This is a genomic window from Methylophilus sp. Leaf416 (assembly GCF_001424665.1).
Taxonomy (GTDB): domain Bacteria; phylum Pseudomonadota; class Gammaproteobacteria; order Burkholderiales; family Methylophilaceae; genus Methylophilus.
Map to the genome: position 1 here is coordinate 46,423 of NZ_LMQS01000005.1, position 25,539 is coordinate 71,961.

The window sequence follows — 25,539 nt, forward strand, 5'->3', positions numbered from 1 at the left end:
GTCGTTATCCATGTAAATGTTTGGAGAAAATCACACTGAAGCGAAATTCGCTTTGCGTATAGTTGGGCACGCAGCTTTCGAAGGCCTGGTGCGGCCATTGCGGCAACTGATTGATAAACCATTCCGGAGTGTAATAAGTGTGGTGCAAACCACGGTATTTCTCTTCGTATTCAGCCTCAGTTAGCGCTTCACGGCGAGCCAGCTCACAGGCTGCCCTAGTGGCTGCATTCGGGACATCCAGTATGGCAATACCATGCCTGGCTTTTTTCCACATGGCTTGTAATACCTGTGCGGCGGTCGCTTCATCGAAATAGTGAAACACGCTATTGGCAATGACAAAATCGTAGCCTGTTTCGGTATCGAGAGACTGCGCACCTTGTACCAGGAATTCACCGTCTGGCATGGCTTTTTGAGCGGCTGCTATCAAACCTGCGGCATAATCCAGGCCGCCGACTTCCAGTGCCATTTGTTCACGCAATGAGAAAAGGAAAGCGCCGGCACCGCAACCAACTTCAAATACGGAGTTGCCCGGTTTCAGGCCCAATTTTTCACTGATGCGGCGGGTATATTCCTGCCAGTCGGCCAGGTTGATCTTGCCGGCACCGCTATCAAAGCCATCCAGCGAGATCAAGGTCTCGAGCGTGATTGCATGTTGCGGTTGCAGGGTACGTTTTTCCCAGATTTGTTGCCATAAATTGCTCATGAGTTAGCTTCCATTTTTTGACTGACGGCTTTGAGCACACGAGCACGCAACTGTGTGCTGCTGATGCCTTCTGTGCGTGGCAGGATATGTAGTTTTTCAGCCGCGATCGGATTACTGTTATCGTGGCCGTGTACCAGTAAATCAATATTGTGCTGCGCTAAAAACGCTTCATCCAGCAGCCAGGGGCTGGGCACAACTTCATCGACATCTCGCATCGCCAGTAACACTTCTGCACGAGCGGTATAATCCAGCTCAGGCTCATAGCCTTTCTTGCTGCGGATTTCTTCGTCGGTGGTCAAGGCCACTACTACGTGACCTAGCTGTTTCGCCTGTTTTAGCAGGCGGACATGCCCGTGATGGATCAGGGTGGCGGACATATCAACCATGATGCGTTTTGGTGCGTTCACGCCAGTACCTCCAGCATATTTAAGATCTCACCCGTTGCCGCTGAGCCGAGGTGCGCTTCACCAAGGTGGCAAACTACGCTACCACGACTGATGCCGCGTGGTGCATACAACACGGCACGTGGGTCACGCGAGCCTATCCTGGCATCTACCCAGGTGCACAATGCAGGCTGGTGACTCGCCGGATGGGTGGCATAGCCTGAAAATTTTTGCAGCATGGCCGTTTTATTAATAAATACGGCCTCGCGTAAATCATTATGCTTGGGCAACACTTCATATAATGAAGCAATTGCATGGTAAGGGCCGGTCATGCGCCGCTCCAGATGCGTATGCAGGTTCAGGTAAAACCCGTCCACGCTATTGGTCGGCAACTGGTTAAATGCAATGAATGCAGCACCGGTCAGGCCAAACAGTCCTTTGCAGGAACTATAGGCAATCACATCCGCCTGGTCGTGGTCGGCTTCCAGGCCGATAGAGGCGGTCGCATCCAGGAAAAGTTGTGCATCTACGCGGTTTGCCAGCACACGTAATTCATTCATGGGTAGTTTCAGGCCTATGCTGGTTTCGGTGTAGCAGGCGACGACCCAGTCATATTGTCCAGCAATATCTGCAATATCCAGCCAGTTGACCACGGTAACCGTACGCACATGGCCCAGACGCTGGGCTGCTTCGGCAAAACTTGCCAGGCGTTGGGCATAGTAGCCGCTGTCTATCACCAGCACTTTGCCGAACAGGAAATTCAGTGAGGCGATTTCCAGCGCCAGGCTGGCAGAGCCTTGCAGGCGGGCGATCTGGGCATGACCTGTCATGCTTTTTAATGCATCGAGGACAGCCTGTTCTACCTGCTGGTAATCTGTATCGCCACGGCCAAAACACGGCCGCAAGCCGAGCAGGTTTTCTTCCAGCAAACTGGCTGGCCCAGCAGTAAACAAGGCTTTGGCGCTATTTTTCTGCGTGATATGCGCCAATAGAGTTGGCGACTGGTCAGGCATACGCGACCTCTTCCAAAAATTGCATAAAGTCTTGTTTGTTCTGTGCCGGTGTACGGGTAGGGCGACCTAAATCAGCGCGTGCTCCACGTCGGCACAGCACTTCGATAAAGCAGCTTTGGCCCAGGCTCAAGGCATACTGTAATGCCTCACTGAGCTGGCTGTTCGAGCTGACCCGGATGACCCACTGGTAACCGGCTGCTTTGGCAATGCTGGAAAGATTCAATTGTGCGGCCACGGTAGGCTGGCCGCCAACAGAATCATGCGCACCATTGTTAAAGACGATATGTACCAGGTTGTGTTGTTGTGCGCTCAATGTCAGGCTGCCCATATGCATCAGCAGGGCACCATCTCCATCCAGGCAAACCACTTGCCGGTCCGGCTGTGCCAACGCGATGCCGCAGGCAATTTGTGAAGCATGCCCCATGCCGCCTACGGTTAAAAAATCTCGTGCATGACCGCTATTGTTTGCATGCCTGAATTCAAATAGCTCGCGCGATGCCATGCCAGTCGTGGAAACCACGGCGACATCATTGGAAAGCAGGCTGACGATACGCGTCAGCATATCCTCACGGCTAGGCAGTAAAGCATCTTTGCCCGCTGGTTTGTTGGCCGATTTTGGTTTGTAAGGCGCAAAGCATTGTTTGCGCACCACCAAAGCCACCGGGCCTGACCGGCGTTTTGCCAGGGATAGCAGCCGGCGGGTTTGTGTCAATGCGCAACTAAGATCAGTCTGGAAAATTTCAAACGGAATACCCATGATTTCCAATTGCTCAAGCGTGATCTGGCCTTGCTTGACGTGCTGCGGTTCATCATGGATCTGCGTACCATCCTGCTGCATTTCACCACGCCAGCCAATCACCATCAGCATGGGGATACCATAAATCTGCGGGTCAGCCAGGGAAGCGACAGGGTTCACCACATTGCCTAGACCGGAATTTTGCATATAGACCAGTGCAGGACTGCCAGTGGCAAGATAATGCCCCATGGCCAGACCAGTAGCACCCCCTTCATTGGCGGCAATCACATGTTTGTGTTCCGGAAGACGATCAGAAAAACAGGCGCATAACTCCTTTAATAAGGAATCAGGCACACCGGTAAAAAACTGCACGCCTGCCAGTTGCAGCGCCTCAAGAAATGCACCAGCTTCTATCATGGTGGATGCTCCTTTTATTATTTGGTACCAGGGATCAGTGACAACACGTCGTTGATCGACATCAGTTCGGATTCGACTTCTGCGGTCCGCCCATTTTTGAGAATTTCCATGGCCGTACGCTGCATAGCCGGATAAGCTGCGCGCATCATGTGGTTGGCATAAATCACCAGGTTGAATCCACGGGCGGCCAGTTCTTCTTCGGTCACCGTGCAGTAACTGGTAGGTACACACACCAATGGTGTCGTCGGGAATTCGGATTTAAAGATTTTGGCAAACTCGAATACTTCGTCCGGCGATTTCTGGCGGCTGTGTATCATGATGCCGTCCACGCCTGCACCGACATAAGCTTGTGCACGTTTGACGGCGTCTTCCATACCTTTTTCCAGGATCAGGCTTTCGATACGCGCAATCACCATAAAGTCATCACTGACACGGGCGGCACGGCCGGCGGCGATCTTGTCGCAGAAGGGTTGAATGTCATCCTGCAATTGCGCAACCTCATTGCCAAACAGAGAATTCTTTTTTAAGCCTATTTTGTCTTCAATGATGGTGGCGGAAATACCAAGGCGTTCCATGCTGCGCACATTGAGTTCAAAGTGCTCCAGCTTGCCGCCGGTATCAGCGTCCATCACCAATGGTTTGGTGGTGACATCGAAAATATCGTTGATATTGGATAAACGGCTGTTGATCTCCAGTGCTTCAATATCCGGTTTGCCGCGCGCAGTGGAGTCAGTCAGTGAGCTGGACCAGAAACCATCGAACTGGCAGTTTTTGCCATTGCGTTGGGCAATCGCATGCTCTGCAATGAGGGCCGAGATCGGGTTATGTGCTTCGATAAAGCGGGAAATCGGTTTGGCGGCCAGTAATCTTTTTAAGGTACGGCGGCGGATATCGGGCGTGGTTCCCAGTGTTTGTATCTGGCCCAGCATCTCGTTGGATGAGATGCCGCGGGTGTAAGGAATCTCAATGAGATGGCCGCCATATTCAGCCAGTGCTGCGCGGGCGCGTTCACGATAAGGCAGTAATGGGCCATCCAGCCAGTCATCGCCATGCACCATGATGTCAGGTTTGTGTTTCAGCAGGTTGGGTGCGTAGTCCCATTCGTCCTGTGGCACGACATTGACCACACCACGGATATTCTCAACGATAGATTTACGTTGATCATAAGTCAGGTAGGGCAAGCGTTTGTGATCTGCCACAGCCGCATCCGACAATAAACCAATCGTGACATCGCCGTACTTTCTTGCCTGCTCGATGATATTGATATGCCCGTGATGCAGAATATCTACCGTCATACCTACATAAACTGATGCCATGCAACACTCCTATATATATGCCTTGTTCACATCCGCCAGAAAGGCGAGCTGAACATCTGTAGGAATTATGAAGTGCAGGGTATGAAATTAATTGTGTGAAAAACGCCTTAAAGCACCTTTAAATCCTTATCTATATATAAGGTTGCTTTTCAGGCAGATATCGCATCCGCTAGTTAAATAAATTAAGAGGTGATTCACGGCTAACTCCGCAAATGAGTTTGGGCGGGCCTTATTTAAAATAGGTCAAATTGAATTTATAACCATTAAATTTAAATAAGGACTAAAGAACTTCGAAGAGCCGTCGTTAACAGAAACAAGTGCTCGACCGATGTAAAGATGTAAAAAAGAAATTTTAAATGCAACATTAAAGAAATTTCGTAAGCGGTCGATAACATAAACAACAACGATGAATTAGCAAGATTTAGTAAGTAGTAAGCGAATCAACGTTGAAGTAATAGTAATACGACGATTTGACACTTAACTGGATATACGACTCTCAAGGAGAAATAACATGGCTGCTGTAATTAACACAAACATTGCATCTTTAAACGCACAACGTAACCTGAGTGCTTCACAATCAAGCATGAATCAATCGATTCAACGTTTGTCTTCAGGTCTGCGCATTAACAGTTCTAAAGATGACGCTGCTGGCTTGGCAATTGCTACACGTATGGACGCACAAATCCGCGGTATGGATGTAGCGGTTCGTAACTCTAACGACGCGATTTCTTTCCTGCAAACTGCTGAAGGTGGTTTGTCTAAAGGTACAGACGCTCTGCAACGTATGCGTGAACTGGCTGTACAGGCTGCTAACGGTTCTTATAGCTCTGGTGACCGTGCAAACCTGAATGCTGAATTCTCACAACTGTCTTCAGAATTGACCCGCTTGAGCACTGCCACCAAGTTCAACGGTGAGCCAGCTTTAGGCCAGGGCTATCAGTTCCAGGTAGGTGCAGATGCATCTGACACTATCAGCGTTAGCTCTGTAGCTGCGGTAAGTATGTCTGGTTCCCTGTCTACAGCAGCTTCTGCTTCTGCTGCACTGACAGCGATCGATGCGGCACTGGATACAGTGAACACCAACCGTGCGACATTGGGTGCTTACCAAAACCGTTTTGAATCTGTGATCAGCAACCTGCAAATTTCGTCTGAGAACATGTCTGCTGCCAAGTCTCGTATCATGGATGCCGACTTTGCTTCAGAAACAGCGAAGATGACACGTGCACAGATCCTGCAACAAGCTGGTACAGCAATGTTGGCTCAGGCGAACCAGTTGCCTAACCAAGTGATGACACTGTTAAGAGGTTAATTCCCTAACCAGTTGAATCCCATCCACAGAGACCCGTCTCTGTGGATTTAGGTTAAGCAGAAGGAGCATTATCATGAGTCAATCTATAGATGGAGTAGGCGGACGTCCGGTAAGCGGACTGGCTGCTGTAAACAGTCTTAAGTTGGTGAAGTATGGAAGTGGTGAGCAAAAACCTGCTGAGGTGTTAGACAAGGCAACCTTGACAGGTGCAGTCAACAAACTGAATGAGTATGTTGCCCCTGCATTGCAGACCATTGAGTTTTCAATTGATGATGAGTCTGATCGCATTGTGGTGAAAGTAGTGGATACCGAAACGCAAAAGGTATTACGCCAGATCCCGAATGAAGAAGTGCTTGCGATTAGTAAAACCCTGGATAAGCTGCGTGGCCTGGTGATCAGGCAAACGGTCTAGGGTAACTTTGTTTAAAGTGTCTGGAGAATAAAAGATGGCTTCAATTACATCCACAACCGGGGCATCCGGCTTAGCAATCGATTCGATTGTGACAGGATTGATGACGATTGAGAAACAGCCATTAACTCAAATCCAGACCCAGATTACATCCTATAACAGCAAGCTTTCTGCCTACGGTAAACTGAATAGTGGTTTAAGTGCTTTTCAGGCAGCAGTGGATAAACTGGCTACTGCAGCCAAATTCACGGCACAATCAGTCAAAGTTTCTGATGGCAGCAGTATCGTAGCCACGGCTGACGGTACAGCGGCAAATGGAAACTACAATATTTCAGTTACGCAACTGGCGGCTTCGCAAAAAATTGCTACCTCTGCCTATGCCAATGCCACAGACATCATCGGCACCGGTACCCTGAATATTTCGTTCGGCACTTTTACCGCTGCGGATAGCGGAAACGGTACTCCGGCAAGTTTTAGTGCCAATGCGGATAAACAGGCGATCAGTATTACGATAGATAGCACCAACAATACGCTGGCTGGTATTCGGGATGCAATCAATGCGAAAAATGCGTCTGTATCAGCCTCGATTGTAAATGACGGCAGTGGCAACCGTCTGGTCATCACTTCAAAAGATACCGGCGCAGTGAACAGCCTGAAAATCGATGTGACCGACAGCGATGACAACAGCACGGATGGCACAGGGTTATCTGCGCTGGCCTATGATCCTATGGGTGCAGTCGGGACCGGTAAAAACATGACCCAGCTTGTAGCTGCACAAAATGCATTGTTAACCGTGGATGGATTAAGCATCAGCAAATCAAGCAATACCCTGAATGACGTTATCCAGGGGGTGACTTTAAACCTGAAATCTATCACTGCAACCAGTGCAACCCTGGAAGTAGCGACAGATACAGACACCATCCAGGCATCAGTACAGAATTTTGTCGATGCCTACAATAAATTAAATACCACTTTGCGTGACCTGACCAAGTTTGTGGAAGGCGGTTCTACTTCCAATGGTCCGTTATTGGGTGACTCCACCACCCGTGACATCATGGTGAAGCTGAAGTCTATGCTGGCTCGCCCTTCAACCACGGCAACTACCTTCCGTACATTGGGCGATATCGGTGTGAAATCGGATTATAAAGATGGCACGTTAACCCTGGATACCGCGAAACTGACAAGCGCATTAAGCACGAATCTGGGTGATGTAGCCAAGTTATTCGCACCCTCTGCAAAAACTTCAGATCCTCAGGTGACTTATGTCAGCAGCTCCGCCAAAACACAGACTGGTACTTATGCCATCAATGTGACCAGCCTGGGTAGCAGTACACAGGATGCCAGCGGCATGATTAATGGTGTGACTGCCTATGGTAGTGGTGCCAGTTTGATTGGCGCGGCTGACAACGCTGCACAAGGTTTGAAAGTCGCTATTAATGGTTCTACCACCGGTGCACGTGGAACAGTCACATTTAACAAGGGCCTGGCCGGAGAATTAAGCAGCATGATAGGTAGCTGGCTGGACAGCACTGGTTCAGTAACCACCAAAACCGAAGGTATCCAGACATCGATTAAAGCATTGAACAAACGTTCATCGGATTTGAGCGCCAAGCTGCCAGCCATTGAAGCTCGTTACAGGGCGCAATATGCAAAACTGGATGCATTGCTGTCTGGCATGCAAAGCACAAGCTCATATCTTAGCCAGCAAATTGCTGCATTGAATAAAAGCTAACAGCATCAAGAATTAGGAATCAGGAGAATTTTATGTTTGGGACAAAACAATCAGGTATCAATGCTTATGCAAAAGTTGGCTTGGAAACAGGCGTGGTGGATGCCAGCCCATTAAAGCTGACTGTGATGCTTTATGAAGGCGCTATTACTGCGTGCATTCATGCCCAGCAAGCAATCCAGCAAGGCAATATCGAGAAAAAAGGCGAATGCCTGACCAAGGCCGTGACCATTATCGATAATGGCTTGCGCTCCAGCCTGGACAAACGTGCCGGTGGCCAGATTGCTAGCAACCTGGACCAGTTGTACCAATACATGACCCGTAGCCTGATGCAGGCCAGCCTGCACCTCGATGCGAAAAAAGTAAATGAAATACAGCAACTGTTGATGGAGTTGAAAACTGCGTGGGAATCCCTGGAAAAATCCGGTGTACAAAAGACAGCCCAGGCTGGCGCTCCTTTCAATGCACTGGTTTCCCAAAAGGCACAGTCCATTCCTGCCGTAAACTCAAATCGTTTGGTTGTTGCCGGAGTATAAGCGTATGTCAAAAGCACTAATTGATACCTATGAATCTTCTGCGAAAATCATGGAGCAGATGCTGATTGCCGCCAGGCAAAGTGCCTGGGAGAAAGTCACCGAGCTCGAGCAATCTTATATGCTCAAAATTGAGGTGATTAAAACCCTGGAACAAAACCTGAGGTTGCAGTCCGAGACATTAAGCCCGGAAGAGCATGGCCGCAAACAGAAACTGGTGCAGAAGATCCTGGCTGACGATGGTGAGATACGTAATTTGCTGTACCCGGTCATGCACAGGATTACCGATATGATTTTTGATGCGCAGCTGCATGCGCGCATACCGCCGGACGCCATATAGATGATTCCTATCCCGCAAGTTCTCGCTAATCGTTTCGTTGCACAGGAAACAGAGAGCTTGCGTGCCGTCTCCTCTATCATGCCGGTCGAAGGGGCACAATCCGAAGCACCTTTATGGAGCCGCTTGCGCCCGGGAATGCAGTTCTCCGGGATGATCCTGCAAAAAGAATCCAATGCCGCCAATGGCTCCGAATTAGCCAATTTCAAAGTCCAGGTTCAACTCCCTAACCAGCAACCGGCTGTGGTACAGATGCAACTACCAGCACATCTTGCCCAGCAGCAAGCCCTGCAAATGCAATACTTGGGTCAGGCAGCTACTGGGAAAGATGCACAAAGCGTATATCCGCAGGTGCGGTGGGGAATACAGACACAGAATAAAAGTGCTGATCAGCCTGCCACCAGCTTGGTGACGGCCGGGTCGCTGACCGCGTCGCAGTCAGATGCAACGGACAATTTGCCTCAGTTATTAGGGGCCATGGCCGGCCAGACTGCCAGCCAGGTAGATTTAAGTAACCCTGCCCAGCAATTACAACGCTGGCTAAGCTCACCCATGTTTCAACAACAGGCGAGTGCATTGCAGGCGCAAGCCATTGTCAGCCATAGCCCGCAAAAGCCACAAGTGCTGGCACAAGACTTGAAGCATGCACTGGATAGCTCAGGCCTGTTTTACGAATCCCACTTGAAAGATGCCGCGCTAGGCAGCCGCCCATGGCATCAGTTATTGCAGGAACCACAAAACAAACCAAATTTTGTGCCGCCGGAAATGGTGGCGCAACAGCTCCAGGTGCTGGAACAGCAACGACTGGCCTGGCATGGTGAAGTCTGGCCAGGGCAAAGCATGCAATGGGAAATCAGCGAGCGTGAGTCTTCTGCCCATTCGTCGGATGACCCGACCTTGAACGCCATTCAAAGTAACCTGAAATTACAACTGCCGCGCCTGGGCGAAGTCTCAGTGCGTATCACCATGGTGAATGGCCGTTTTTCAATTCGTGTACAACCGCAGGAGGCCAACATACTGGCGACTATGCAATCGACGCGTAGTCAGCTAGCCATGAATCTTCAGTCCGCCGGGCTAACGCTGGAATCATTACAGATTACCAGCGAGACACATGAAGCAGTCAGCCAATAATATGCAGCCGGATAAACACTACACCCAATCTGCAGTGGCGCTGGCTTATGAAGCAGGCGACCTCGCGCCCCGCGTAGTGGCAAAAGGTAAGGGATTATTGGCTGAACGGATTATCGCAATTGCAAAAGAGCACGATGTCTATGTGCATGAATCGCAGGCATTGTTGGGATTATTGATGCAGGTGGAGCTGGATGCGCATATTCCACCGCAGTTATACCAAGCGATTGCCGAGATTCTGGCATGGTTATATCAGTTAGAGCAGGGTGAAGTGCGGGAAGCGCCGCTGGTGTAAAGGGTTGGTGCTGAATATGCTGGTGGAACTGTCGCTATTGGGCAGTTATAACGACGATTCCAGTTACACCTGCATATTCATCATGTCTTGATAAGCACTTACCAGCTTGTTACGCACCTGCACGGTAGCCTGGAATGCAATGTTGGCTTTTTGCCCAGAAATCATGACATCAGACAGGCTGACGTTGTCATTTCCCATGGCAAAATCCTGTCCCAGTTTTTCGGACTGAAGTTGCATATTGTTAACTGAATCCAAAGAGGATTTCAGGGCGTCGCTAAAGCTGACCTGGCTGGTCGGGCTGGCCGCAGTGGGTTTCTGTACTGTATTAAGTGCCTGGGTTGCGCTGGCACCCAACCCTTCGGGTTTCTGCGCAGCTGCTCGCAATTGCGCCAGCATGGACGAGATGCGTTGAGCATCAATACCGCCTACGCTCATGTTGGACTCCTTTCATTATCGGGTTGTTAACCCACTTGTGTCGATGGTGTCACTTTAGCATTGCGCTATTGGAGTCGCTCTCAAAAATAGGCGATATTAAGCCGTCTTATTTGCCAATTTGAATTTGCAGGTGAGGCGCATAATGTGTCCCATGTATGAATACCAATGTAATGGTGTTCTGTTTAGATTTAAGACATGCCTGCTGCAGTACCTTATGTCTGGTGCAGGTGATCAACATGGAGATTTAAATGGCTGCTGCTGATGCCACGCTTGCTTCAACAATAGAGTCCACCACTGCGACACCGGATATATTCGGTAAGATGGGCCAGAAATTGCTGCTAGTAGCTGGAATTGCCGCCGTGGTTGCGGTGATGGTAGTGTTTTGGCTATGGAGCCAGAAACCGGATTACCGTGTCCTGTTCTCCAATTTTGCCGATAAAGATGGCGGTGCCATCGTTGCTGAACTCGACAAGCTCAATATCCCATACAAATTTTCTGAAGGTGGCAGTGCCATCATGATCCCTGCCGACCAAGTGCACCAAGTGCGTTTGAAACTGGCAGCACAAGGTCTGCCAAAAGGCGGCAATATCGGTTTTGAATTACTTGAAAACCAGAAGTTCGGTGTTTCCCAATTTGTTGAACAAGTCAATTTCCAGCGTGGCCTGGAAGGCGAACTGGAGCGTAGCATCCAGTCTATTTCTGCTGTCCAGGCAGCGCGTATTCATTTGGCTATTCCTAAACCAAGCGTGTTCGTACGTGAGCAACAGTATCCGACAGCTTCCGTATTATTAAACCTGCATAATGGCCGCCGTCTGGATGGCCAGCAAGTGGCTGCTGTGGTGCATCTGGTGGCCAGTAGTGTGCCCAACCTCTCGGCAGACCATGTGACCGTGGTAGACCAGAATGGCAACCTGTTATCCGACAATGCGAATAAATTAAAGCAAAACGGCCTGGACCCTGAGCAAATGGCTTATGTGGAAAACATGCAAAGCAACATTGCCCGCCGTGTAGAGTCCATCATCACACCGATTGTGGGCGCGAAAAATGTACACGCTGAAGCCAGTGCTGAAATTGATTTCTCAAACACTGAGCAAGCCAACGAATCTTACAAACCAAACAGCAAACCGGAAGACATGGCGGTGCGTAGCGCACAAAACCACGAGTCACAAAATAGCAGTGGCAGTAATGGTGCCGTGCCAGGTGCAGTATCTAATCAGCCACCTGGTGAATCTACTGCCCCTGTCAATGCACCAGCCGCACAGGGCGGGGATGAAAATGCGCCGGCTGCAGCTCCACCAGCACCGCCACAAAACACCCAAAAAGACACTACTACCAATTATGAGCTGGATAAAACCATCAGTTATGTCCAGCAGGCTAAAGGCGGTGTCAAACGCCTGCACGTAGCGGTCGTGGTTAACCATATCCCGGTAGTGGATAGCACCGGTAAAACAACTTACCGCGCACTGAATACTGCCGAGAAACAGCAAGTGAGTGACCTGGCGATGCAGGCGATGGGTTTCAACCGTGAACGCGGTGACACTATCTCTGTGGTCAATACGCCATTTATCAGCGAAGCACAGGAAAAACTGGCTGAGCCACCATTGTGGAAAGACCCGATGGCAATCGAGTATGGCAAGGATGCCCTGCGTTTCCTGGCTGGTGTGATTGTCCTGTTGATGATCTACAAGAAATTGCTCAAGCCTCTGGCCAACAAGCTGACTGGTGCTGATAAAAAACAACTGGAACTGGTGCAGGGTGCTGCGGCGTTGCCTGGTGCTGAAGGTGCTTCAGAAGAAGACGCACTGGTGACATTGAGTGGCGATTCACCAGCCTTGCCAGGCGCTGCCAGTACCAGTGCATTGAATGCAACTCTGGAGGCAGCAAAGCTGGTCGCGAAAGAAAATCCGCGCATGGTAGCTAATGTGGTTTCTAACTGGACTTCCGCGGAGAAATAGCAAATGGCTGCTGATGGTTTAACAAAAAGTGCAATTTTGATGCTGGCTCTGGGCGAAGACGAAGCTGCCGAGGTCATGAAACACCTGACGCCTAAAGAAGTACAGCGTTTGGGCATCGTCATGGCTTCCATGAAACCGGTGCCTAAAGAAGAAGTGGAAGAGGTGCTGGAGAAATTCATGCTCGACTTCGCCGGCAGTAGCGACTTTGGCCTGGATTCTGACAGCTATATCCGCTCTGTGCTGGTAAAAGCGTTTGGTGATGACAAGGCTTCCAATTTATTGAACCGTATTCCGCAATCACAGGATGCCGCAGGTATCGAAAGCCTGAAGTGGATGGATGCATTCAGCGTGGCTGATTTCATCAAGAACGAGCATCCACAGATCATTGCTACTATCCTCTCGCACCTGGAAGCGGAACAGTCTGCAGAGATTCTCGGCCATTTCACGGAGCGCTTACGCCAGGACGTCATTTTGCGGATTGCCACACTGGACAGTGTCAAACCAACCGCCTTGCGCGAGCTGAACGAAGGCATGCTGAAAATGCTGGCCGGTAACGATAACCTCAAGCGCCAGACCATCGGGGGTGTGAAAACTGCCGCTGAAATCATGAACTTCCTCAGCGGTGAGAATGAAGCCAAATTGATGGATGGCCTGAAAAGTTATGATGATGGCATGGCGCAGCAGATCATGGACCAGATGTTTGTATTCGATAACATCATCGATATCGATGACCGAGGCATACAGGTATTGCTGCGCGAAGTGCAATCCGATGTACTGATCGTGGCACTGAAAGGGACTTCCGAAGAAATGCGCGAGAAATTCTTCCGCAATATGTCTTCGCGTGCGGCTGACATGATGCGTGAAGACCTGGAAAGCCGCGGCCCAGTCAAATTGTCTGAAGTTGAAACACAACAAAAAGTCATTCTGCAAACCGTTAGACGCTTGTCCGATGAAGGCCAGATCATGCTGGCTGGCAAAGGCGACAGCGAGCAGTACGTATAAAGCATTTTAAGGAAACACTGACATGGTAGCTTCTGCAACGCCTAAAGAACAAATGACCGCTTATCAACGTTGGGAAATGGCCAGCTTTGATGATGTCGCTTCTACCGAGCGGGTCAGGCGCGATCGCGTACAGGCAGAAGAAAATGCCCGTACCGTTAGCCATATTCTCAAGCAAGTCAGGCAGGAAGCGTATGAAGAAGGCTTCAAGATAGGTTATGGCGATGGCATCAAGCAATCGCAGGCCGAGATTGAGGCAGAACGTACGCAGTTGCTGCAACTATCCGGTAATTTCCAGCAGGCTTTGTCGATGCAGGATGTGGCGATCGCGGAATCTGTACTGACCCTGGCGTTGGAACTGTCAAAAGCCATGCTGAAAAGCAAACTGCAGGCAGACCCGCAAAGTATTATTCCGGTAGTGCTGGATGCCATGCAATACCTGCCACAAGTGAAACAGCCCGCGCGCGTGATTGTGCATCACGAAGATGCCAAAATATTGCGCGCTAGCATTGGCGATCAGATGAAAGATCAAGGCTGGCAATTAGTAGAAGATAGCCAGATAGAACGTGGTGGCTGCCTGGTGGAAACTGCAGAAAACCAGATTGATGCGACTAATGAAATGCGCTGGAAACGACTGGTACAAGGTTTGTCCCGTTATGATGACTGGAATAAACCTGCTTCATTGACGGATTAAAACAGCGTCTTTCAATCCAGAATAGATGGTATGAATAACGTACACGACGCTGACATCGATTCCAAACCCTTTTCCGGGCAAGATCAAAGCTCAGAATCAGAATCCCCAGGATCACAGACAGCAGAATTACCTTCAATACTGTCTGAGGCGTCCGGCTCTACTGACCCCGATTCCGCTAGTCCTGCTCCCAAAGACATGCAAGACAATATACATACCCAACGGTGGCAGAGTTATCTAAAAGATTGCCGCGAAATCATCAACCTGGTTGAACCGCTGGAAGTTGCTGGCCGTATTATTAAAGTCACTGGTCTGGTAATGGTCGCTACCGGTATCAAAATGCCGATTGGCGGCGCCTGTTTTATCCCTTTGCAGGATGGTGGCCGGGTAGAAGCAGAAGTAGTCGGTTTTGATGGTGAAAACCTGCTGTTGATGCCGCAAACTGCGGTGGATGGCGTCACGCCGGGTGCCAAGGTATTCAGTATGGAAGTCATGGAAACATTGCCTAAACCGCAATTCGGCCGCCCGCCACGCCGCCGGGCCCAGGACAGGGCGCGCCATTTTCCGGTGGGGGATGGTTTGCTTGGACGGGTAGTGGATGCGGCGGGTATTCCGCTGGATGGCCTGGGGCCTATTTCCAACGATGTCACGGCGCCGTTGAATGGACGTGTGATCAACCCGCTGATGCGTGCCCCGATTGAAGCGACCATGGATGTAGGCGTGCGTGCCATTAATGCCATGCTGACCGTGGGCCGCGGACAACGCCTGGGCCTTTTTGCCGGTTCCGGCGTTGGTAAAAGCGTACTGCTGGGCATGATGGCGCGTTACACCACTGCCGATGTGATTGTGGTGGGCCTGATTGGTGAGCGGGGCCGTGAGGTTCAAGAATTTATCGAACAGATTTTAGGGCCTGAAGGCCTGGCACGCTCAGTCGTCGTTGCGGCGCCAGCCGATGTCTCCGCGTTGATGCGTTTGCAGGGAGCAAGTTATGCCACCACGATTGCCGAAGGCTTCCGCAAGCAGGGTAAACATGTATTGCTGATTATGGATTCATTGACACGTTATGCCATGGCACAACGTGAAATCGCACTGGCGATTGGCGAGCCACCGGCTACCAAAGGTTATCCACCTTCCGTTTTTGCCAAATTACCGGCGCTGGTAGAGCGTACCGGTAACGGCGCACGTGGTGAAGGTTCGATTACCGCTTTCTACACTGTGCTGACCGAAGGCGATGACCAGCAAGACCCGATTGCCGATTCTGCACGCGCCATTCTCGATGGACACATTGTGCTCAACCGTACGCTGGCCGAAAGCGGTCATTACCCGGCAATTGATATCGAACAATCGATCAGCCGAGCCATGCATAACATTACCAGCAGCGAGCATCAGCAACAGGCACGCTTGCTCAAGCAATTGTATTCCCGTTATTTGCGTAACCAGGACTTGATCGCCGTCGGTGCTTACCAGCCGGGTTCTGACCCGATGCTGGATGTCGCGATTAAAAAGCGCGACCAGATCAATGCCTTTCTACAGCAGGATATTCACGAATGTGCGGATATGCAATTCAGCTTGCAGCATTTGTCACAAGTGCTGTCTTAAAGCGAATTAAAAACATGGCTAATAAACAATCTACCCAGACATTGACCCTGCTGAGTCAGCTGGCCGGTGATGAAGTAGAGCTTGCCATGAAGGCATTGGCACAGGCGATGAAACAGCTGGAGCAGGGCCAGCAGCAAAAGTCATTGCTGAGTCAATATCAGCAGGAATACCAGCAGCAATGGCAAACTGTCGTGCAAAAAGGACTCAAAGCGGATTTATACCGCAACTTTCAGGGCTTTTTCTCGCAATTGGAAACCGCTGTCAACAGTCAGAATGCTCAAATAGAACAATTGCAGGCAGTTGTTCTGCAGCGACAACAGGTACTGCAGGAAAAACAGCGTAAACAAAAGTCCTATGAAGTGCTGATCACGCGGGCCCGGACCTTAAACGAAAAGATCGAGCGCAAGCGTGACCAGAAACTGATGGATGAGTTTGCCAGCCGTGCGAAGCGGACCACTATGTAAAGCATCAGGCCGTGCGAAACACTCTATTAAAAGCGTAGGGCCGTGCGAAACGCACTAGCATTTAAAGTATCAGGAGGGTCACATGACATTTTTAAATTCCGCAGGATTACTGAATATGGGTAATGCTGATGCCGTAAAGACTGCAGCCAGCAATGCACCGCAGGATTTCCAGGCTAACCAGTCTGATGAATTTGCCCAGGCGTTACGTAAACAATTGCAGCAAGCTAACAAACCTGCCAATACTATTGTCCCGCCTGCAGATAAAAATAAGCCATCGGTGAAAGAGCCTGCAAAAGCAGAATCAGCGCAGACTAATAACGTCAAAAACGAAGCTGCGGCCAAAGAACCTGCAGCAAAAGACCAGCCAAAAACAAACACTGCCACTGCTAAAGATAAAAGCGCAGATGACAGTAAAACGGACAAAAGCAAAGAGATTGACGACCAGGCAGCTGCCGCTGGAGAAGCCTCCGGCATAGATGAAACTGCGCTGGACCGCAAAAGAAGATTAATCACTAACCTGCAAGCAACCGACCCGAATGACCCTAGTATTACGCCATGGATGCAAACCATGACCGCCATGATTGCCATGCGCAATCCATCAGGCCAGAGTGGTACAGACGACAAGGCAGGTCTGAATATTGACGGTGCCGGATTGGCGTTGCCAAAAGGTGAATTTGTAGTTGACCCGAATGCAACAGCCTTGCCTGAAGAAGCGCTGGCTGATAAAACACTCGCAGCCAATATTCCGGTCAGTGCACAACCCGCAAATCAGACAGCTGCGGTAGATACAAAAACGCCATTAGTGACTGATGGCCAAACACCGGTGACCGATAAACCGGCTAATTTCTCCGAAACATTGGGCATTGCAAAATCAACAGCAGATGCGGTTAGCGAAACTGTAATCACCGATAAAGCCGTGGCCCAAGCCATGAGTGCCGATATTCAGATTGAAAATGCCAATACGGTGACTGTACCAGTCGCACAGGCCTTGCCTAATAGCCCATGGTTAAATACAGCAGGCATTTCACAGAATGCCAACGTCATTATGTCGCAAGTCTCTACGCCATTTGGCAATGAGCGTTGGCAAACGGCGATGAACCAGCATGTAATGAATATGGTAGGCAGTGGCGACGATGTAGCCAGTTTGACTTTGTCGCCGCCTGACCTTGGTCCGATTCAGGTGGTGTTGAAAGTTGATAACCAGTCAGTGAATACCAGTTTTATTACCGATAACCCCTTAGTACGCCAGGCACTTGAAGATGGCATGCAGGACTTGCGTGACCGCATGGAGTCGCAAGGCCTGCAATTAGGGCAGACTTTTGTCGGTAACGGTCATCAGGCCGAGCAGCATTTTGAGCAACAATCCGCAAAAGGTAATGCTAAAGTGACTGCTGAAACCGAGACTGTTGCAGCAACCCAGACTGCCGTTAAAACCACCGTCTCACGTGGCCTGGTAGATACCTTCGCCTGACTATAGCGCCAGCCTGATGGCTGGTGCTGCATAAAATCTGATTAAGCACCGAATTCACCCTTTTATTCAGCAATCTCCCAGCCCTTGCCATGGGCATAATGTTACCAACTCTGATGCTTTTTGGTCACAAGCTGTTTTGACCATACTATTTAAAGCTTAATTGAAAGGTTTTGTGCAATGGCTCAAGAACCCGCTAAAGCGGAAGCTGCAGTAGCAGCACCCAAATCCAAAAAGAAATTAATTGTCATCCTGGCGATCATTCTGGCACTGGCTGTCGTTGGCGGTGGTGCGGCATTTTTCTTGATGCAGAAAAAGGAAGATGCACATGCTAAAGCCAAACCAGCCAAAGAAGGCGAAGCTGCGGCTGAAGCCGAAGAGGGCGAGCATGAGGAAGAAGCCGAGGCCGAAGGCCATGCTGACCCTAAAACTGCATTGACCTACGTGCAGTTTGAAACCTTTACCGTTAACCTGTTGCCAGACCCGGATGAGAAGTTTTTGCAGCTTGACCTGACAGTAGAAGTAAAAGGCGCCGAGCTCGCCGAAAAATTTAAAACCCAGATGCCGGTATTGCGTAACCGTATCCTGTTGCTTTTGACCAGCAAAAAGGCCAGTGATATTTCAACACCGGAAGGTAAAACACAATTAAGCGAAGAATTACTGACAGAGTTGAAAAAGCCGTTAACCGCTAACGGCAAGCCGGTAAAAGTCACACAGGTATTGTTTACCTCTTTTGTGATCCAGTAAGTTCAGGCCACGTTTTAAGTTTAAAGACCAGTTGTTTATAGCGAGTAACCATGTCAGCTGACAAGTTTCTATCACAGGATGAAATTGACGCGCTCCTCAAAGGTGTTGAGGGCGATGACGATGGTGATGCGTCGGATAAGGATGATTCCAGTGTCCGCAATTACAACCTGGCAACACAGGAACGTATCGTGCGTGGCCGGATGGCGACGCTGGAAATTATCAACGAACGTTTCGCGCGCCTGCTGCGCGTGGAACTGTTCAACTTTTTGCGCCGTACGGTTGAAGTATCAGTCGGCCCGGTCCGTATCATCAAGTACACCGACTTTATCCGTAACCTGGTCGTGCCGACCAATTTAAACCTGATTCATATGAATCCATTGCGTGGTACAGGCGTGATGGTGTTGGACCCGACTCTGGTGTTCCTGGTGGTAGACAATATGTTTGGTGGCGATGGCCGCTTTCATACCCGGGTGGAAGGCCGCGACTTCACGCAGACAGAGCAACGTATTATCCAGCGCATTCTGGCGTTGATGTTTGATTCATATGCCAAAGCCTGGGCCCCTGTGTATCCGGTCGAGTTTGAATACCTGCGCTCGGAAATGAATACCCAGTTTGCCAATATTGCGACACCAAATGAAGTCGTCGTTGCGATTACCTTTAATATCGAGCTGGGCCCTAACAGTGGAGAAATGCATTTCTGCGTTCCCTATGCCATGGTCGAGCCAATTAAAGATTTGCTGACATCACCGTTGCAAGGTGAAAACCTGGGTGGTGACAAGCGCTGGGTCAAATTGATGACACAACAGATCCAGGCTGCCGAAGTTGAGATTGTGGCTAATCTGGCTAACCGCAGATTGACGGTAGCCGATTTGCTGGAGCTAAAACAGGGGGATGTTATCCCTATTAATATCAGTGACACTATCGAAGGTCAGATTGACAATATCCCGGTAATGGAATGCCGTTACGGGGTATTTAACGGGCAATATGCCCTCAAAGTTGAGAAATTAATACGTGCTGACGGAAGTCAGGAGCAATTGCAAGGAGAGTCATAATGGCGATGGATCCCGCTACTGGCAACAGTGCAGATGATGAAATGGAAGCAGCGATGGCTGCAATGGGTGTGTCAGATACAGGTGATGTACAAACCATCGCCGAAGATGACTGGGGTGCGGCATTGGCTGAGCAGACGCAAGCCGAGTCTTCTGCACTGCAAGAGCCAGTCAGCAAGACAGCAGTATTTAACGAGTTTAGTGCCAACAATAAGCTGGAGGGGACACAGAATGATATTGATTTCATCCTGGATATCCCGGTACAACTGACCGTAGAGTTGGGCCGTACCAAAATTTCTATCAAGAATCTGCTGCAATTGGCTCAGGGCTCTGTGGTCGAGCTGGATGGCATGGCCGGTGAACCGATGGATGTACTTGTCAACGGTTGCCTGATTGCGCAAGGTGAAGTTGTGGTGGTGAATGACAAATTTGGTATCCGCCTGACTGATATCATTACCCCAGCCGAGCGTATCCGTAAACTGAATCGTTAAGTGATTAACGGCATCAATTAAAACTGATATAGAGCATAAAAAGTGATCAAGCTTGTGAAGTTATTGCCAGTCTATATAGTCAGCCTGTTGTGGTCTGCCATTGCATTTTCCGCTGAAACGGTTAAAACGGCAGCGCCGCCATCAGCCAGCGACAGCCTGGGCCGCATGGTGTTTGGTACCGTGATTGTTTTACTGGTGATTGCGGTCATTGCCTGGGTGTTAAGACGTGTGTTACCAGGACAGGGTTTGGCACAAACTGGCGTGATTAAACAAGTCGGTGGCGTGCAGCTAGGCCCCAGAGAACGTGTCGTGGTGCTGGAAGTGGCCGGACGCTGGTTAGTGGTTGGCGTGAGCGCTGGACAAATGACTGCGCTGGGCGAAGTGGCACCTGCCACACCAGAGCCTGTTTCGAACAATCATTCTTTAAATAGTGGCATTGATCCACATGCATCTTTTGCCGTACGCTTACAGCAAGCAATGCAGCAAACAGTCAAATCCTTCAAAAACAAGCCTTGAGTCGTTTATTTCCGGCCTTTGATTTCCATAAGCCCAGCGTACACTATCTCCATCTTTAAAAAGCATGCCCGGCGATAACGGCATGCCTAAGTTCTGGATACGATGACGATGCGTGTAATCTCTGTTTTAAAATTTCTTTTGTTCCCTCTGTTACTTGGGCTAATTTACCTTTGGCCAGCGTATTCATGGGCAGCTGAAGGATTATCAATAGGCTCGGTGACCCCTGCAGCCGGTGGCGGTCAGGATTACACACTCAGTCTGCAAACCCTGATTCTACTGACATCGCTGACGTTTATTCCGGCAGCGATCCTGATGATGACCGGCTTTACCCGTATTGTGATTGTGCTGTCTTTATTGCGTCAGGCATTAGGCACACAATCAGCGCCATCCAACCAGGTATTGATTGGCCTGGCGCTGTTCATTACTTTTTTCGTCATGGGTCCGGTATTCGACAGGATTTATGTGGATGCCTACCAGCCTCTGTCTGAGAGCAAAATCACTATGCAGGAAGCCCTTGATCGCGGCGCACTGCCACTCAAAGGTTTTATGCTCAAGCAGACGCGTGAAAATGATCTTGCCATGTTTGCCAATATGGCACACACACAGGCTATCAACACCCCGGAAGAAGTGCCATTGCGCATTCTGGTGCCGGCCTTTATGACCAGTGAATTGAAAACTGCTTTCCAGATTGGCTTTGCTATTTACATCCCGTTCCTAATTATTGACATGGTGGTCGCCAGTATCCTGATGGCAATGGGCATGATGATGGTATCACCGGCGATTGTCTCGCTGCCGTTCAAGCTGATGCTGTTTGTGCTGGTCGATGGCTGGCAGCTCATCCTGGGGTCGTTGGCCCAAAGTTTTGTCATGTAATGACCCATAAAGATTGTGCTTTTAAAGGAGTAACCCATGAGTCCTGAACAGGTTCTTACCATAGGCAGCGAAGCCATGCAGACTACATTGATGGTGGCAGCACCCATCTTGGGCACCGCGCTGGCGATTGGCCTGGTGGTCAGTATTTTCCAGGCGGCCACGCAGATTAACGAGCAAACATTGTCGTTTATCCCGAAACTGGTGGGTGTGATGGCGATGTTGCTGTTAGCTGGACACTGGATGCTGATGACCTTGGTGGATTATATGCACCGGGTATTCACCATGATTCCGCAACTGGTCAATTAAGCTGACCGTTCATACTATTGATTCTGCTCGCTACGCGTCATGCTAACCATCCATGCTTCTGATCTGCAACAGTGGATAGTGCAACTGCTTTGGCCCTTGACCCGTGTGTTAGGCTGTATCGCTGTCGTCCCGTTATTCAGCCATCCCTCCATCCCCAACCGCATCAAACTCGGCATAGGCTTTGTCATTACACTGGCGATTGCGCCGTCAGTACAAGTACCTGTTATTGAAGTAATGTCCTGGCAGGGTATGTTATCTTTGCTGGCACAGGTACTGATAGGTATCAGCATGGGATTCGTCATGCGTATCATGTTCACCGCTGTGGAAATGGCGGGCTTCATGATGGGGATGAGCATGGGCCTGGGCTTTGCCAGCTTCTTTGACCCGCAATCTGAAGGGCAGACTATTGCCGTCGCGCAATTCCTCACCATGCTGACTTTGCTGGTTTTTATGAGTCTGGATGGGCACTTGATTGTAGTGGCGGTGATGTTGCAGAGTTTTGAAACCATGCCTATTTTGCTGGATCACTGGCAACTGAATGGGCAGGCAATTGCCGAACTGGGCGGGCACATTTTTTCCCAGGGCTTATTGCTTTCGCTACCGGTGGTGGCCAGCCTGCTGATTACCAACATGGCATTGGGTATTTTAACCAAAGCGGCACCACAGTTTAATATCTTCGGTATCGGCTTCCCGGTCACTATTTCAGTTGGGATGGTGATGACATTACTAAGCCTGCCGTCATTGATCAGCCCGGTCAATCGCTGGCTGATAGATGCACAGCAATTGATGTTGCAGGTAATCAGATAAAGCGGCTTTGTTACCAGGATAAAAAAAAGACCCGTCCGGGTCTTTTTTTAGTTAATTCTAAGACAGTTATATAAATTGGAATAAAGACAATTGTGAAGTTTGCACGTAGGATTTCTGCGCTGCTTCCAGGATAGTGCTACGCTTGGCCAGGTCAGATAAGGCTTCAGTGTAATCCAGGTCCTGTAATTTGGAGATCGAGGCGGTATATTGCAGTTCCATATCACTGCCTGTGACATCCAGGGTATCCAGTTCATTCAGTTTGCTACCCAGGTCAGCACGTACATTCAACACCTGGTCCAGTACACCTTGTACTTTGGTCATGGTGTCAGCCAACCCGTTACTGAAGTTGGTCTGAGTCGTCGCATCAGTGATGGGTGTCTTCAACAGGCTGATCATGTCCTGCAATGTTCCAAACAGGTCATTCCCATTGGCCTGGAACAATTCAGTACCACTGTACGTCACCGGCATCTGGCGTTGCACATCCACTTGCAGAGCGCGCTTTTCAGTATCCCCCTGGAAGTCGATATTGCCTGTCACCGTATTCAGTACATAAGGCACAGTACCGGTCTGGTGACCTGAATACATGTAGTTTCCCTGGGCATCCTTGGTATTGACCAGGCCAATCAGGCTATCAAGGCGGCCTTGTAACTCACTCGCAATATTGGCGCGTTGCTGGTCGTTATATGAGCCATTCCCTGCGGAAACCAGGGAGGATTGCACGTCCAATATCACATTGGTGATGCTGGTCATATTGGTTTCATAGGTTTCCAGCGATGTTTTCGCCACATTACGCGTGCTGGCGTAAATGCTGTTCAGGTTCTGTGCATTAGTCAACTCAAGAATACGGGCGGAGGCAACCGGATCATCTGCCGGGGTACGCACGCGTTTACCGGAGGAAATCTGCTCATTCAGTTTGCTCAGGTCATTCTGCAAATCCATCAGGCGGTTGGTGCCACTCTGGTAAATGCTGTTGGTGCTAATTCTCATGATTCATCATCCTTGCTAATTACTGACCCAATTGCAGCAGTACATCGAACAACTGGCTGGCGATTTGCATCATTTTGCCGGCGGCCTGATAGGCTTGCTGATACCGTAATAAATTGGCGGCTTCCTCATCGATATTGACACCGGATTCCGATTGCATCGCCGTGGTTGCATTTTCAAGGGCAGAAGCATCTGCCTTGCTAGTCACCATCATCTCGTTGGTTTTGGTACCTACCGCGCTGACCATCAGGGCGAAAGCCTGTGCATATGAACGATTACCGTTGCTTCCCAGCATGCGTACATTGGCGGAATCCGCCAGCTTGCCTAAACGCAGGCCATTGCCGTTATCACCGGCGCCTTTGAAAGCGATCACATTGCCGTTGGCATCGATACGCTCAGCCAGCGCCAGTTTTTCAACATCATCAAACGCCAGCGTGATCTTGCTCGCCGCACCCTGGGTGGGGCGTATCATATATTCATCACCTTCGACCGGAGTGCTCGTGTTGACATTGAATTCAATGCCATCCACCGTGATGGGCAGGGTAGCAGTGCTGGTCACCACTTTGTCGCTGTTACGGATAATGTTGTACTGGCCACCGGTATATTTCAGCGTGTAGTCACTGCTGGTGACCTGCTGTGATTGCCCAGGCACGAAAGTGGCAGTCGCCTGCTTGGTTTTATCTATATTACTGGTGCTGCTGGTAGCGACAGGTTGCGGTACATTAAATAAAGCAACCCCGGCGTTACCATTCAGGTCATAACCCTGTTGCTGCATTTCATTGAATTGGGTGGCCAGCGTGACGGCTAATTGTCCGATCTGGTTCTGGACGGAATCCAGAGTTTCATTTCTGAATGTCAGTAGCCCCCCCAGAGAGCCACCACCCAGGGATGAACCATCTATAATTTTCGGCGCACTTCTATCGCCATAAGCAATCTCAAGGCGATTAGGCGCGGTAGGGTTGGCCTGCGTATAAAGTTGATAAGTGTCATCACCGACCACTAACGGCATACCATTGCCTATGAAGACATCATAGTTGCCATTGCTCTGCTTGACGACGTTTGTCTTGACTTGCTCGCTGAGTTTGGACAATAACAGGTCGCGCTGATCTAGCAGGTCATTAGGAGGGTTGCCCGTGGTGCTGGTTGCCTTTTCGATGACCTGATTCAATTGCGAAATCTGTGTTGCGTAGCTGTTGATGCTGGTCACACTGGCCGACACCTGGGTATTCAGGCTCTGGCGTATATCGTCCAGACGAGAGTTCATTGCCGAAAAACGGTTCAGCAATGAATTTGCAGAAGAGATCACTGTCTGCCTGGTCGCTACATCGGTCGGGTTAGCAGCTGCCGCACTGATGGCACTGAAGAATTTGGTCATGACCGGGCTCAGACCGGCATTGGCGTCCGAGAGCAAGCCGTTGATTTCATTGATGCTGTTGTAATAGGCAGAGCTGGCGTTGCTGGTTGACGTGGTCGTCAGCAACTGTTTAGCCAGCGTCTCGTTGTAGACACGGTTGATACCGGTGATATCCGTGCCCTGGCCGACAAAGCCATAGCCAAAGTTTTGCGCCTGTGATGCCGCCTGCACGATCACCTGTCGAGTGTATCCCGGGGTAGACGCGTTAGCAATGTTGTGACCAGTGGTGGCAATCCCGATCTGGGCTGCGTTTAATGCACTTTTGCCGATATTCAATATGTTGGACATAATGTTGGAGTCCTCATGTGCCTGCACCCTGCAGAGTGTTCGACACGTATGTAAAGTTACAGTTATTTAGCCTAACGGCAGTTTTTTCTAATTCTTTAGTAAACAGGGAATAAATGTCTGTGCGACCGAACTGCTGCGTTGCCCG

The 25,539-nt window shown here is 49.9% G+C and carries 28 protein-coding genes; 20 read left to right on the forward strand and 8 right to left on the reverse strand.

Translation table 11 applies throughout. From position 1 onward, the window contains the following. Positions 1–4: 4 nt before the first annotated feature. The 5 genes from ASG34_RS12345 to aepX are packed head-to-tail and all read right to left on the reverse strand — an operon-like array spanning position 5 to position 4,568. The gene (locus tag ASG34_RS12345; protein WP_055830988.1) at positions 5–703 is read right to left on the reverse strand and encodes a class I SAM-dependent methyltransferase; all 699 of its coding nucleotides are present in this window, start codon (positions 701–703) and stop codon (positions 5–7) included. After that, a complete protein-coding gene (locus tag ASG34_RS12350) occupies positions 700–1,110 on the reverse strand; it encodes an adenylyltransferase/cytidyltransferase family protein (protein ID WP_235559799.1) in 411 nt (136 codons plus the stop codon). The genes ASG34_RS12345 and ASG34_RS12350 overlap by 4 nt, the downstream gene beginning before the upstream one ends. Continuing rightward, a complete protein-coding gene (locus tag ASG34_RS12355) occupies positions 1,107–2,099 on the reverse strand; it encodes a hypothetical protein (protein ID WP_055830990.1) in 993 nt (330 codons plus the stop codon). The genes ASG34_RS12350 and ASG34_RS12355 overlap by 4 nt, the downstream gene beginning before the upstream one ends. After that, on the reverse strand, positions 2,092–3,252 hold the full coding sequence (gene aepY, locus ASG34_RS12360) for a phosphonopyruvate decarboxylase (protein WP_055830992.1): 1,161 nt from the start codon (positions 3,250–3,252) through the stop codon (positions 2,092–2,094). The genes ASG34_RS12355 and aepY overlap by 8 nt, the downstream gene beginning before the upstream one ends. Positions 3,253–3,269: 17 nt before the next feature. Further along, positions 3,270–4,568, reverse strand: coding sequence for a phosphoenolpyruvate mutase (aepX, locus tag ASG34_RS12365; protein ID WP_055830994.1), 1,299 nt, complete (start codon positions 4,566–4,568; stop codon positions 3,270–3,272). Positions 4,569–5,079: 511 nt separating this feature from the next. Here aepX and ASG34_RS12370 point away from each other — a divergent pair. The 7 genes from ASG34_RS12370 (at position 5,080) to ASG34_RS12400 (ending at position 10,308) form a co-directional block, all read left to right on the forward strand. Continuing rightward, positions 5,080–5,877: a flagellin N-terminal helical domain-containing protein gene (locus ASG34_RS12370; protein ID WP_055830996.1), complete on the forward strand. Its 798-nt coding sequence runs from the start codon at positions 5,080–5,082 to the stop codon at positions 5,875–5,877. 70 nt (positions 5,878–5,947) lie between these two features. Next, positions 5,948–6,289 carry a flagellar protein FlaG gene (locus ASG34_RS12375; protein ID WP_088178548.1) on the forward strand — a complete coding sequence of 114 codons (342 nt, stop codon included), beginning with the start codon at positions 5,948–5,950 and terminating at the stop codon, positions 6,287–6,289. A gap of 34 nt (positions 6,290–6,323) precedes the next feature. After that, positions 6,324–8,018, forward strand: a complete 1,695-nt coding sequence (gene fliD / locus ASG34_RS12380; RefSeq protein ID WP_055830999.1) for a flagellar filament capping protein FliD — start codon at positions 6,324–6,326, stop codon at positions 8,016–8,018. 32 nt (positions 8,019–8,050) lie between these two features. Further along, the gene (fliS, locus tag ASG34_RS12385; RefSeq protein WP_055831001.1) at positions 8,051–8,551 is read left to right on the forward strand and encodes a flagellar export chaperone FliS; all 501 of its coding nucleotides are present in this window, start codon (positions 8,051–8,053) and stop codon (positions 8,549–8,551) included. Positions 8,552–8,555: 4 nt separating this feature from the next. Then, a complete protein-coding gene (locus ASG34_RS12390; RefSeq protein ID WP_055831004.1) occupies positions 8,556–8,888 on the forward strand; it encodes a flagellar protein FliT in 333 nt (110 codons plus the stop codon). Next, the gene (fliK, locus tag ASG34_RS12395) at positions 8,889–10,016 is read left to right on the forward strand and encodes a flagellar hook-length control protein FliK (RefSeq protein ID WP_055831006.1); all 1,128 of its coding nucleotides are present in this window, start codon (positions 8,889–8,891) and stop codon (positions 10,014–10,016) included. Between the two features lies 1 nt (position 10,017). Next, the gene (locus ASG34_RS12400; protein ID WP_055831444.1) at positions 10,018–10,308 is read left to right on the forward strand and encodes an EscU/YscU/HrcU family type III secretion system export apparatus switch protein; all 291 of its coding nucleotides are present in this window, start codon (positions 10,018–10,020) and stop codon (positions 10,306–10,308) included. Between the two features lie 63 nt (positions 10,309–10,371). On the opposite strand, the gene fliE is transcribed toward ASG34_RS12400, so the two are convergent. Further along, entirely contained in the window at positions 10,372–10,743 is a 372-nt protein-coding gene (gene fliE, locus ASG34_RS12405; RefSeq protein WP_055831008.1) for a flagellar hook-basal body complex protein FliE, read from the reverse strand. Between the two features lie 248 nt (positions 10,744–10,991). Here fliE and fliF point away from each other — a divergent pair, with 248 nt between their 5' ends. The 13 genes from fliF (at position 10,992) to fliR (ending at position 22,708) form a co-directional block, all read left to right on the forward strand. Next, entirely contained in the window at positions 10,992–12,698 is a 1,707-nt protein-coding gene (gene fliF / locus ASG34_RS12410) for a flagellar basal-body MS-ring/collar protein FliF (protein WP_055831010.1), read from the forward strand. Between the two features lie 3 nt (positions 12,699–12,701). Further along, positions 12,702–13,700, forward strand: coding sequence for a flagellar motor switch protein FliG (gene fliG, locus ASG34_RS12415; RefSeq protein WP_055831012.1), 999 nt, complete (start codon positions 12,702–12,704; stop codon positions 13,698–13,700). A 22-nt stretch (positions 13,701–13,722) separates the two neighbouring features. Beyond that, positions 13,723–14,391 carry a flagellar assembly protein FliH gene (locus tag ASG34_RS12420; protein WP_055831014.1) on the forward strand — a complete coding sequence of 223 codons (669 nt, stop codon included), beginning with the start codon at positions 13,723–13,725 and terminating at the stop codon, positions 14,389–14,391. Positions 14,392–14,586: 195 nt separating this feature from the next. Next, a complete protein-coding gene (gene fliI, locus ASG34_RS12425) occupies positions 14,587–15,987 on the forward strand; it encodes a flagellar protein export ATPase FliI (protein ID WP_055831016.1) in 1,401 nt (466 codons plus the stop codon). A gap of 14 nt (positions 15,988–16,001) precedes the next feature. Continuing rightward, positions 16,002–16,451 (forward strand): flagellar export protein FliJ, encoded by a 450-nt coding sequence (fliJ, locus tag ASG34_RS12430; protein ID WP_055831017.1) that lies wholly within the window; start codon positions 16,002–16,004, stop codon positions 16,449–16,451. An 82-nt stretch (positions 16,452–16,533) separates the two neighbouring features. Beyond that, positions 16,534–17,922 (forward strand): flagellar hook-length control protein FliK, encoded by a 1,389-nt coding sequence (locus ASG34_RS12435; RefSeq protein ID WP_055831019.1) that lies wholly within the window; start codon positions 16,534–16,536, stop codon positions 17,920–17,922. Positions 17,923–18,099: 177 nt separating this feature from the next. Continuing rightward, positions 18,100–18,666 (forward strand): flagellar basal body-associated FliL family protein, encoded by a 567-nt coding sequence (locus ASG34_RS12440; RefSeq protein ID WP_055831021.1) that lies wholly within the window; start codon positions 18,100–18,102, stop codon positions 18,664–18,666. Positions 18,667–18,716: 50 nt separating this feature from the next. After that, positions 18,717–19,718 (forward strand): flagellar motor switch protein FliM, encoded by a 1,002-nt coding sequence (gene fliM / locus ASG34_RS12445; protein WP_055831023.1) that lies wholly within the window; start codon positions 18,717–18,719, stop codon positions 19,716–19,718. Beyond that, the gene (gene fliN / locus ASG34_RS12450; protein ID WP_055831024.1) at positions 19,718–20,206 is read left to right on the forward strand and encodes a flagellar motor switch protein FliN; all 489 of its coding nucleotides are present in this window, start codon (positions 19,718–19,720) and stop codon (positions 20,204–20,206) included. The genes fliM and fliN overlap by 1 nt, the downstream gene beginning before the upstream one ends. 54 nt (positions 20,207–20,260) lie before the next feature. Continuing rightward, complete coding sequence (gene fliO, locus ASG34_RS12455) at positions 20,261–20,722, forward strand: flagellar biosynthetic protein FliO (protein WP_235559800.1); 462 nt, start codon at positions 20,261–20,263, stop codon at positions 20,720–20,722. A gap of 108 nt (positions 20,723–20,830) precedes the next feature. Continuing rightward, on the forward strand, positions 20,831–21,595 hold the full coding sequence (gene fliP, locus ASG34_RS12460) for a flagellar type III secretion system pore protein FliP (RefSeq protein WP_055831026.1): 765 nt from the start codon (positions 20,831–20,833) through the stop codon (positions 21,593–21,595). Between the two features lie 36 nt (positions 21,596–21,631). Beyond that, a complete protein-coding gene (gene fliQ / locus ASG34_RS12465) occupies positions 21,632–21,901 on the forward strand; it encodes a flagellar biosynthesis protein FliQ (RefSeq protein ID WP_055831028.1) in 270 nt (89 codons plus the stop codon). A gap of 39 nt (positions 21,902–21,940) precedes the next feature. Beyond that, positions 21,941–22,708 carry a flagellar biosynthetic protein FliR gene (gene fliR / locus ASG34_RS12470; RefSeq protein WP_055831030.1) on the forward strand — a complete coding sequence of 256 codons (768 nt, stop codon included), beginning with the start codon at positions 21,941–21,943 and terminating at the stop codon, positions 22,706–22,708. A 66-nt stretch (positions 22,709–22,774) separates the two neighbouring features. Here fliR and flgL read toward each other — a convergent pair whose 3' ends face one another. Both flgL and flgK read right to left on the reverse strand, forming a co-directional pair. Continuing rightward, the gene (gene flgL / locus ASG34_RS12475) at positions 22,775–23,695 is read right to left on the reverse strand and encodes a flagellar hook-associated protein FlgL (protein ID WP_055831031.1); all 921 of its coding nucleotides are present in this window, start codon (positions 23,693–23,695) and stop codon (positions 22,775–22,777) included. A gap of 19 nt (positions 23,696–23,714) precedes the next feature. Further along, the gene (flgK, locus tag ASG34_RS12480) at positions 23,715–25,394 is read right to left on the reverse strand and encodes a flagellar hook-associated protein FlgK (protein ID WP_055831033.1); all 1,680 of its coding nucleotides are present in this window, start codon (positions 25,392–25,394) and stop codon (positions 23,715–23,717) included. Between the last annotated feature and the right edge of the window lie 145 nt (positions 25,395–25,539).

Bases quoted from the DNA above. Each gene is read 5' to 3' on its own strand.
- ASG34_RS12345 (WP_055830988.1), bottom strand. From the start codon at position 703: ATGAGCAATTTATGGCAACAAATCTGGGAAAAACGTACCCTGCAACCG.
- ASG34_RS12355 (WP_055830990.1), bottom strand. From the start codon at position 2,099: ATGCCTGACCAGTCGCCAACTCTATTGGCGCATATCACGCAGAAAAAT.
- aepY (WP_055830992.1), bottom strand. From the start codon at position 3,252: ATGATAGAAGCTGGTGCATTTCTTGAGGCGCTGCAACTGGCAGGCGTG.
- aepX (WP_055830994.1), bottom strand. From the start codon at position 4,568: ATGGCATCAGTTTATGTAGGTATGACGGTAGATATTCTGCATCACGGG.
- ASG34_RS12370 (WP_055830996.1), top strand. From the start codon at position 5,080: ATGGCTGCTGTAATTAACACAAACATTGCATCTTTAAACGCACAACGT.
- fliD (WP_055830999.1), top strand. From the start codon at position 6,324: ATGGCTTCAATTACATCCACAACCGGGGCATCCGGCTTAGCAATCGAT.
- fliS (WP_055831001.1), top strand. From the start codon at position 8,051: ATGTTTGGGACAAAACAATCAGGTATCAATGCTTATGCAAAAGTTGGC.
- ASG34_RS12390 (WP_055831004.1), top strand. From the start codon at position 8,556: ATGTCAAAAGCACTAATTGATACCTATGAATCTTCTGCGAAAATCATG.
- fliK (WP_055831006.1), top strand. From the start codon at position 8,889: ATGATTCCTATCCCGCAAGTTCTCGCTAATCGTTTCGTTGCACAGGAA.
- ASG34_RS12400 (WP_055831444.1), top strand. From the start codon at position 10,018: ATGCAGCCGGATAAACACTACACCCAATCTGCAGTGGCGCTGGCTTAT.
- fliE (WP_055831008.1), bottom strand. From the start codon at position 10,743: ATGAGCGTAGGCGGTATTGATGCTCAACGCATCTCGTCCATGCTGGCG.
- fliF (WP_055831010.1), top strand. From the start codon at position 10,992: ATGGCTGCTGCTGATGCCACGCTTGCTTCAACAATAGAGTCCACCACT.
- fliG (WP_055831012.1), top strand. From the start codon at position 12,702: ATGGCTGCTGATGGTTTAACAAAAAGTGCAATTTTGATGCTGGCTCTG.
- ASG34_RS12420 (WP_055831014.1), top strand. From the start codon at position 13,723: ATGGTAGCTTCTGCAACGCCTAAAGAACAAATGACCGCTTATCAACGT.
- fliI (WP_055831016.1), top strand. From the start codon at position 14,587: ATGCAAGACAATATACATACCCAACGGTGGCAGAGTTATCTAAAAGAT.
- fliJ (WP_055831017.1), top strand. From the start codon at position 16,002: ATGGCTAATAAACAATCTACCCAGACATTGACCCTGCTGAGTCAGCTG.
- ASG34_RS12435 (WP_055831019.1), top strand. From the start codon at position 16,534: ATGACATTTTTAAATTCCGCAGGATTACTGAATATGGGTAATGCTGAT.
- ASG34_RS12440 (WP_055831021.1), top strand. From the start codon at position 18,100: ATGGCTCAAGAACCCGCTAAAGCGGAAGCTGCAGTAGCAGCACCCAAA.
- fliM (WP_055831023.1), top strand. From the start codon at position 18,717: ATGTCAGCTGACAAGTTTCTATCACAGGATGAAATTGACGCGCTCCTC.
- fliN (WP_055831024.1), top strand. From the start codon at position 19,718: ATGGCGATGGATCCCGCTACTGGCAACAGTGCAGATGATGAAATGGAA.
- fliP (WP_055831026.1), top strand. From the start codon at position 20,831: ATGCGTGTAATCTCTGTTTTAAAATTTCTTTTGTTCCCTCTGTTACTT.
- fliQ (WP_055831028.1), top strand. From the start codon at position 21,632: ATGAGTCCTGAACAGGTTCTTACCATAGGCAGCGAAGCCATGCAGACT.
- fliR (WP_055831030.1), top strand. From the start codon at position 21,941: ATGCTAACCATCCATGCTTCTGATCTGCAACAGTGGATAGTGCAACTG.
- flgL (WP_055831031.1), bottom strand. From the start codon at position 23,695: ATGAGAATTAGCACCAACAGCATTTACCAGAGTGGCACCAACCGCCTG.
- flgK (WP_055831033.1), bottom strand. From the start codon at position 25,394: ATGTCCAACATATTGAATATCGGCAAAAGTGCATTAAACGCAGCCCAG.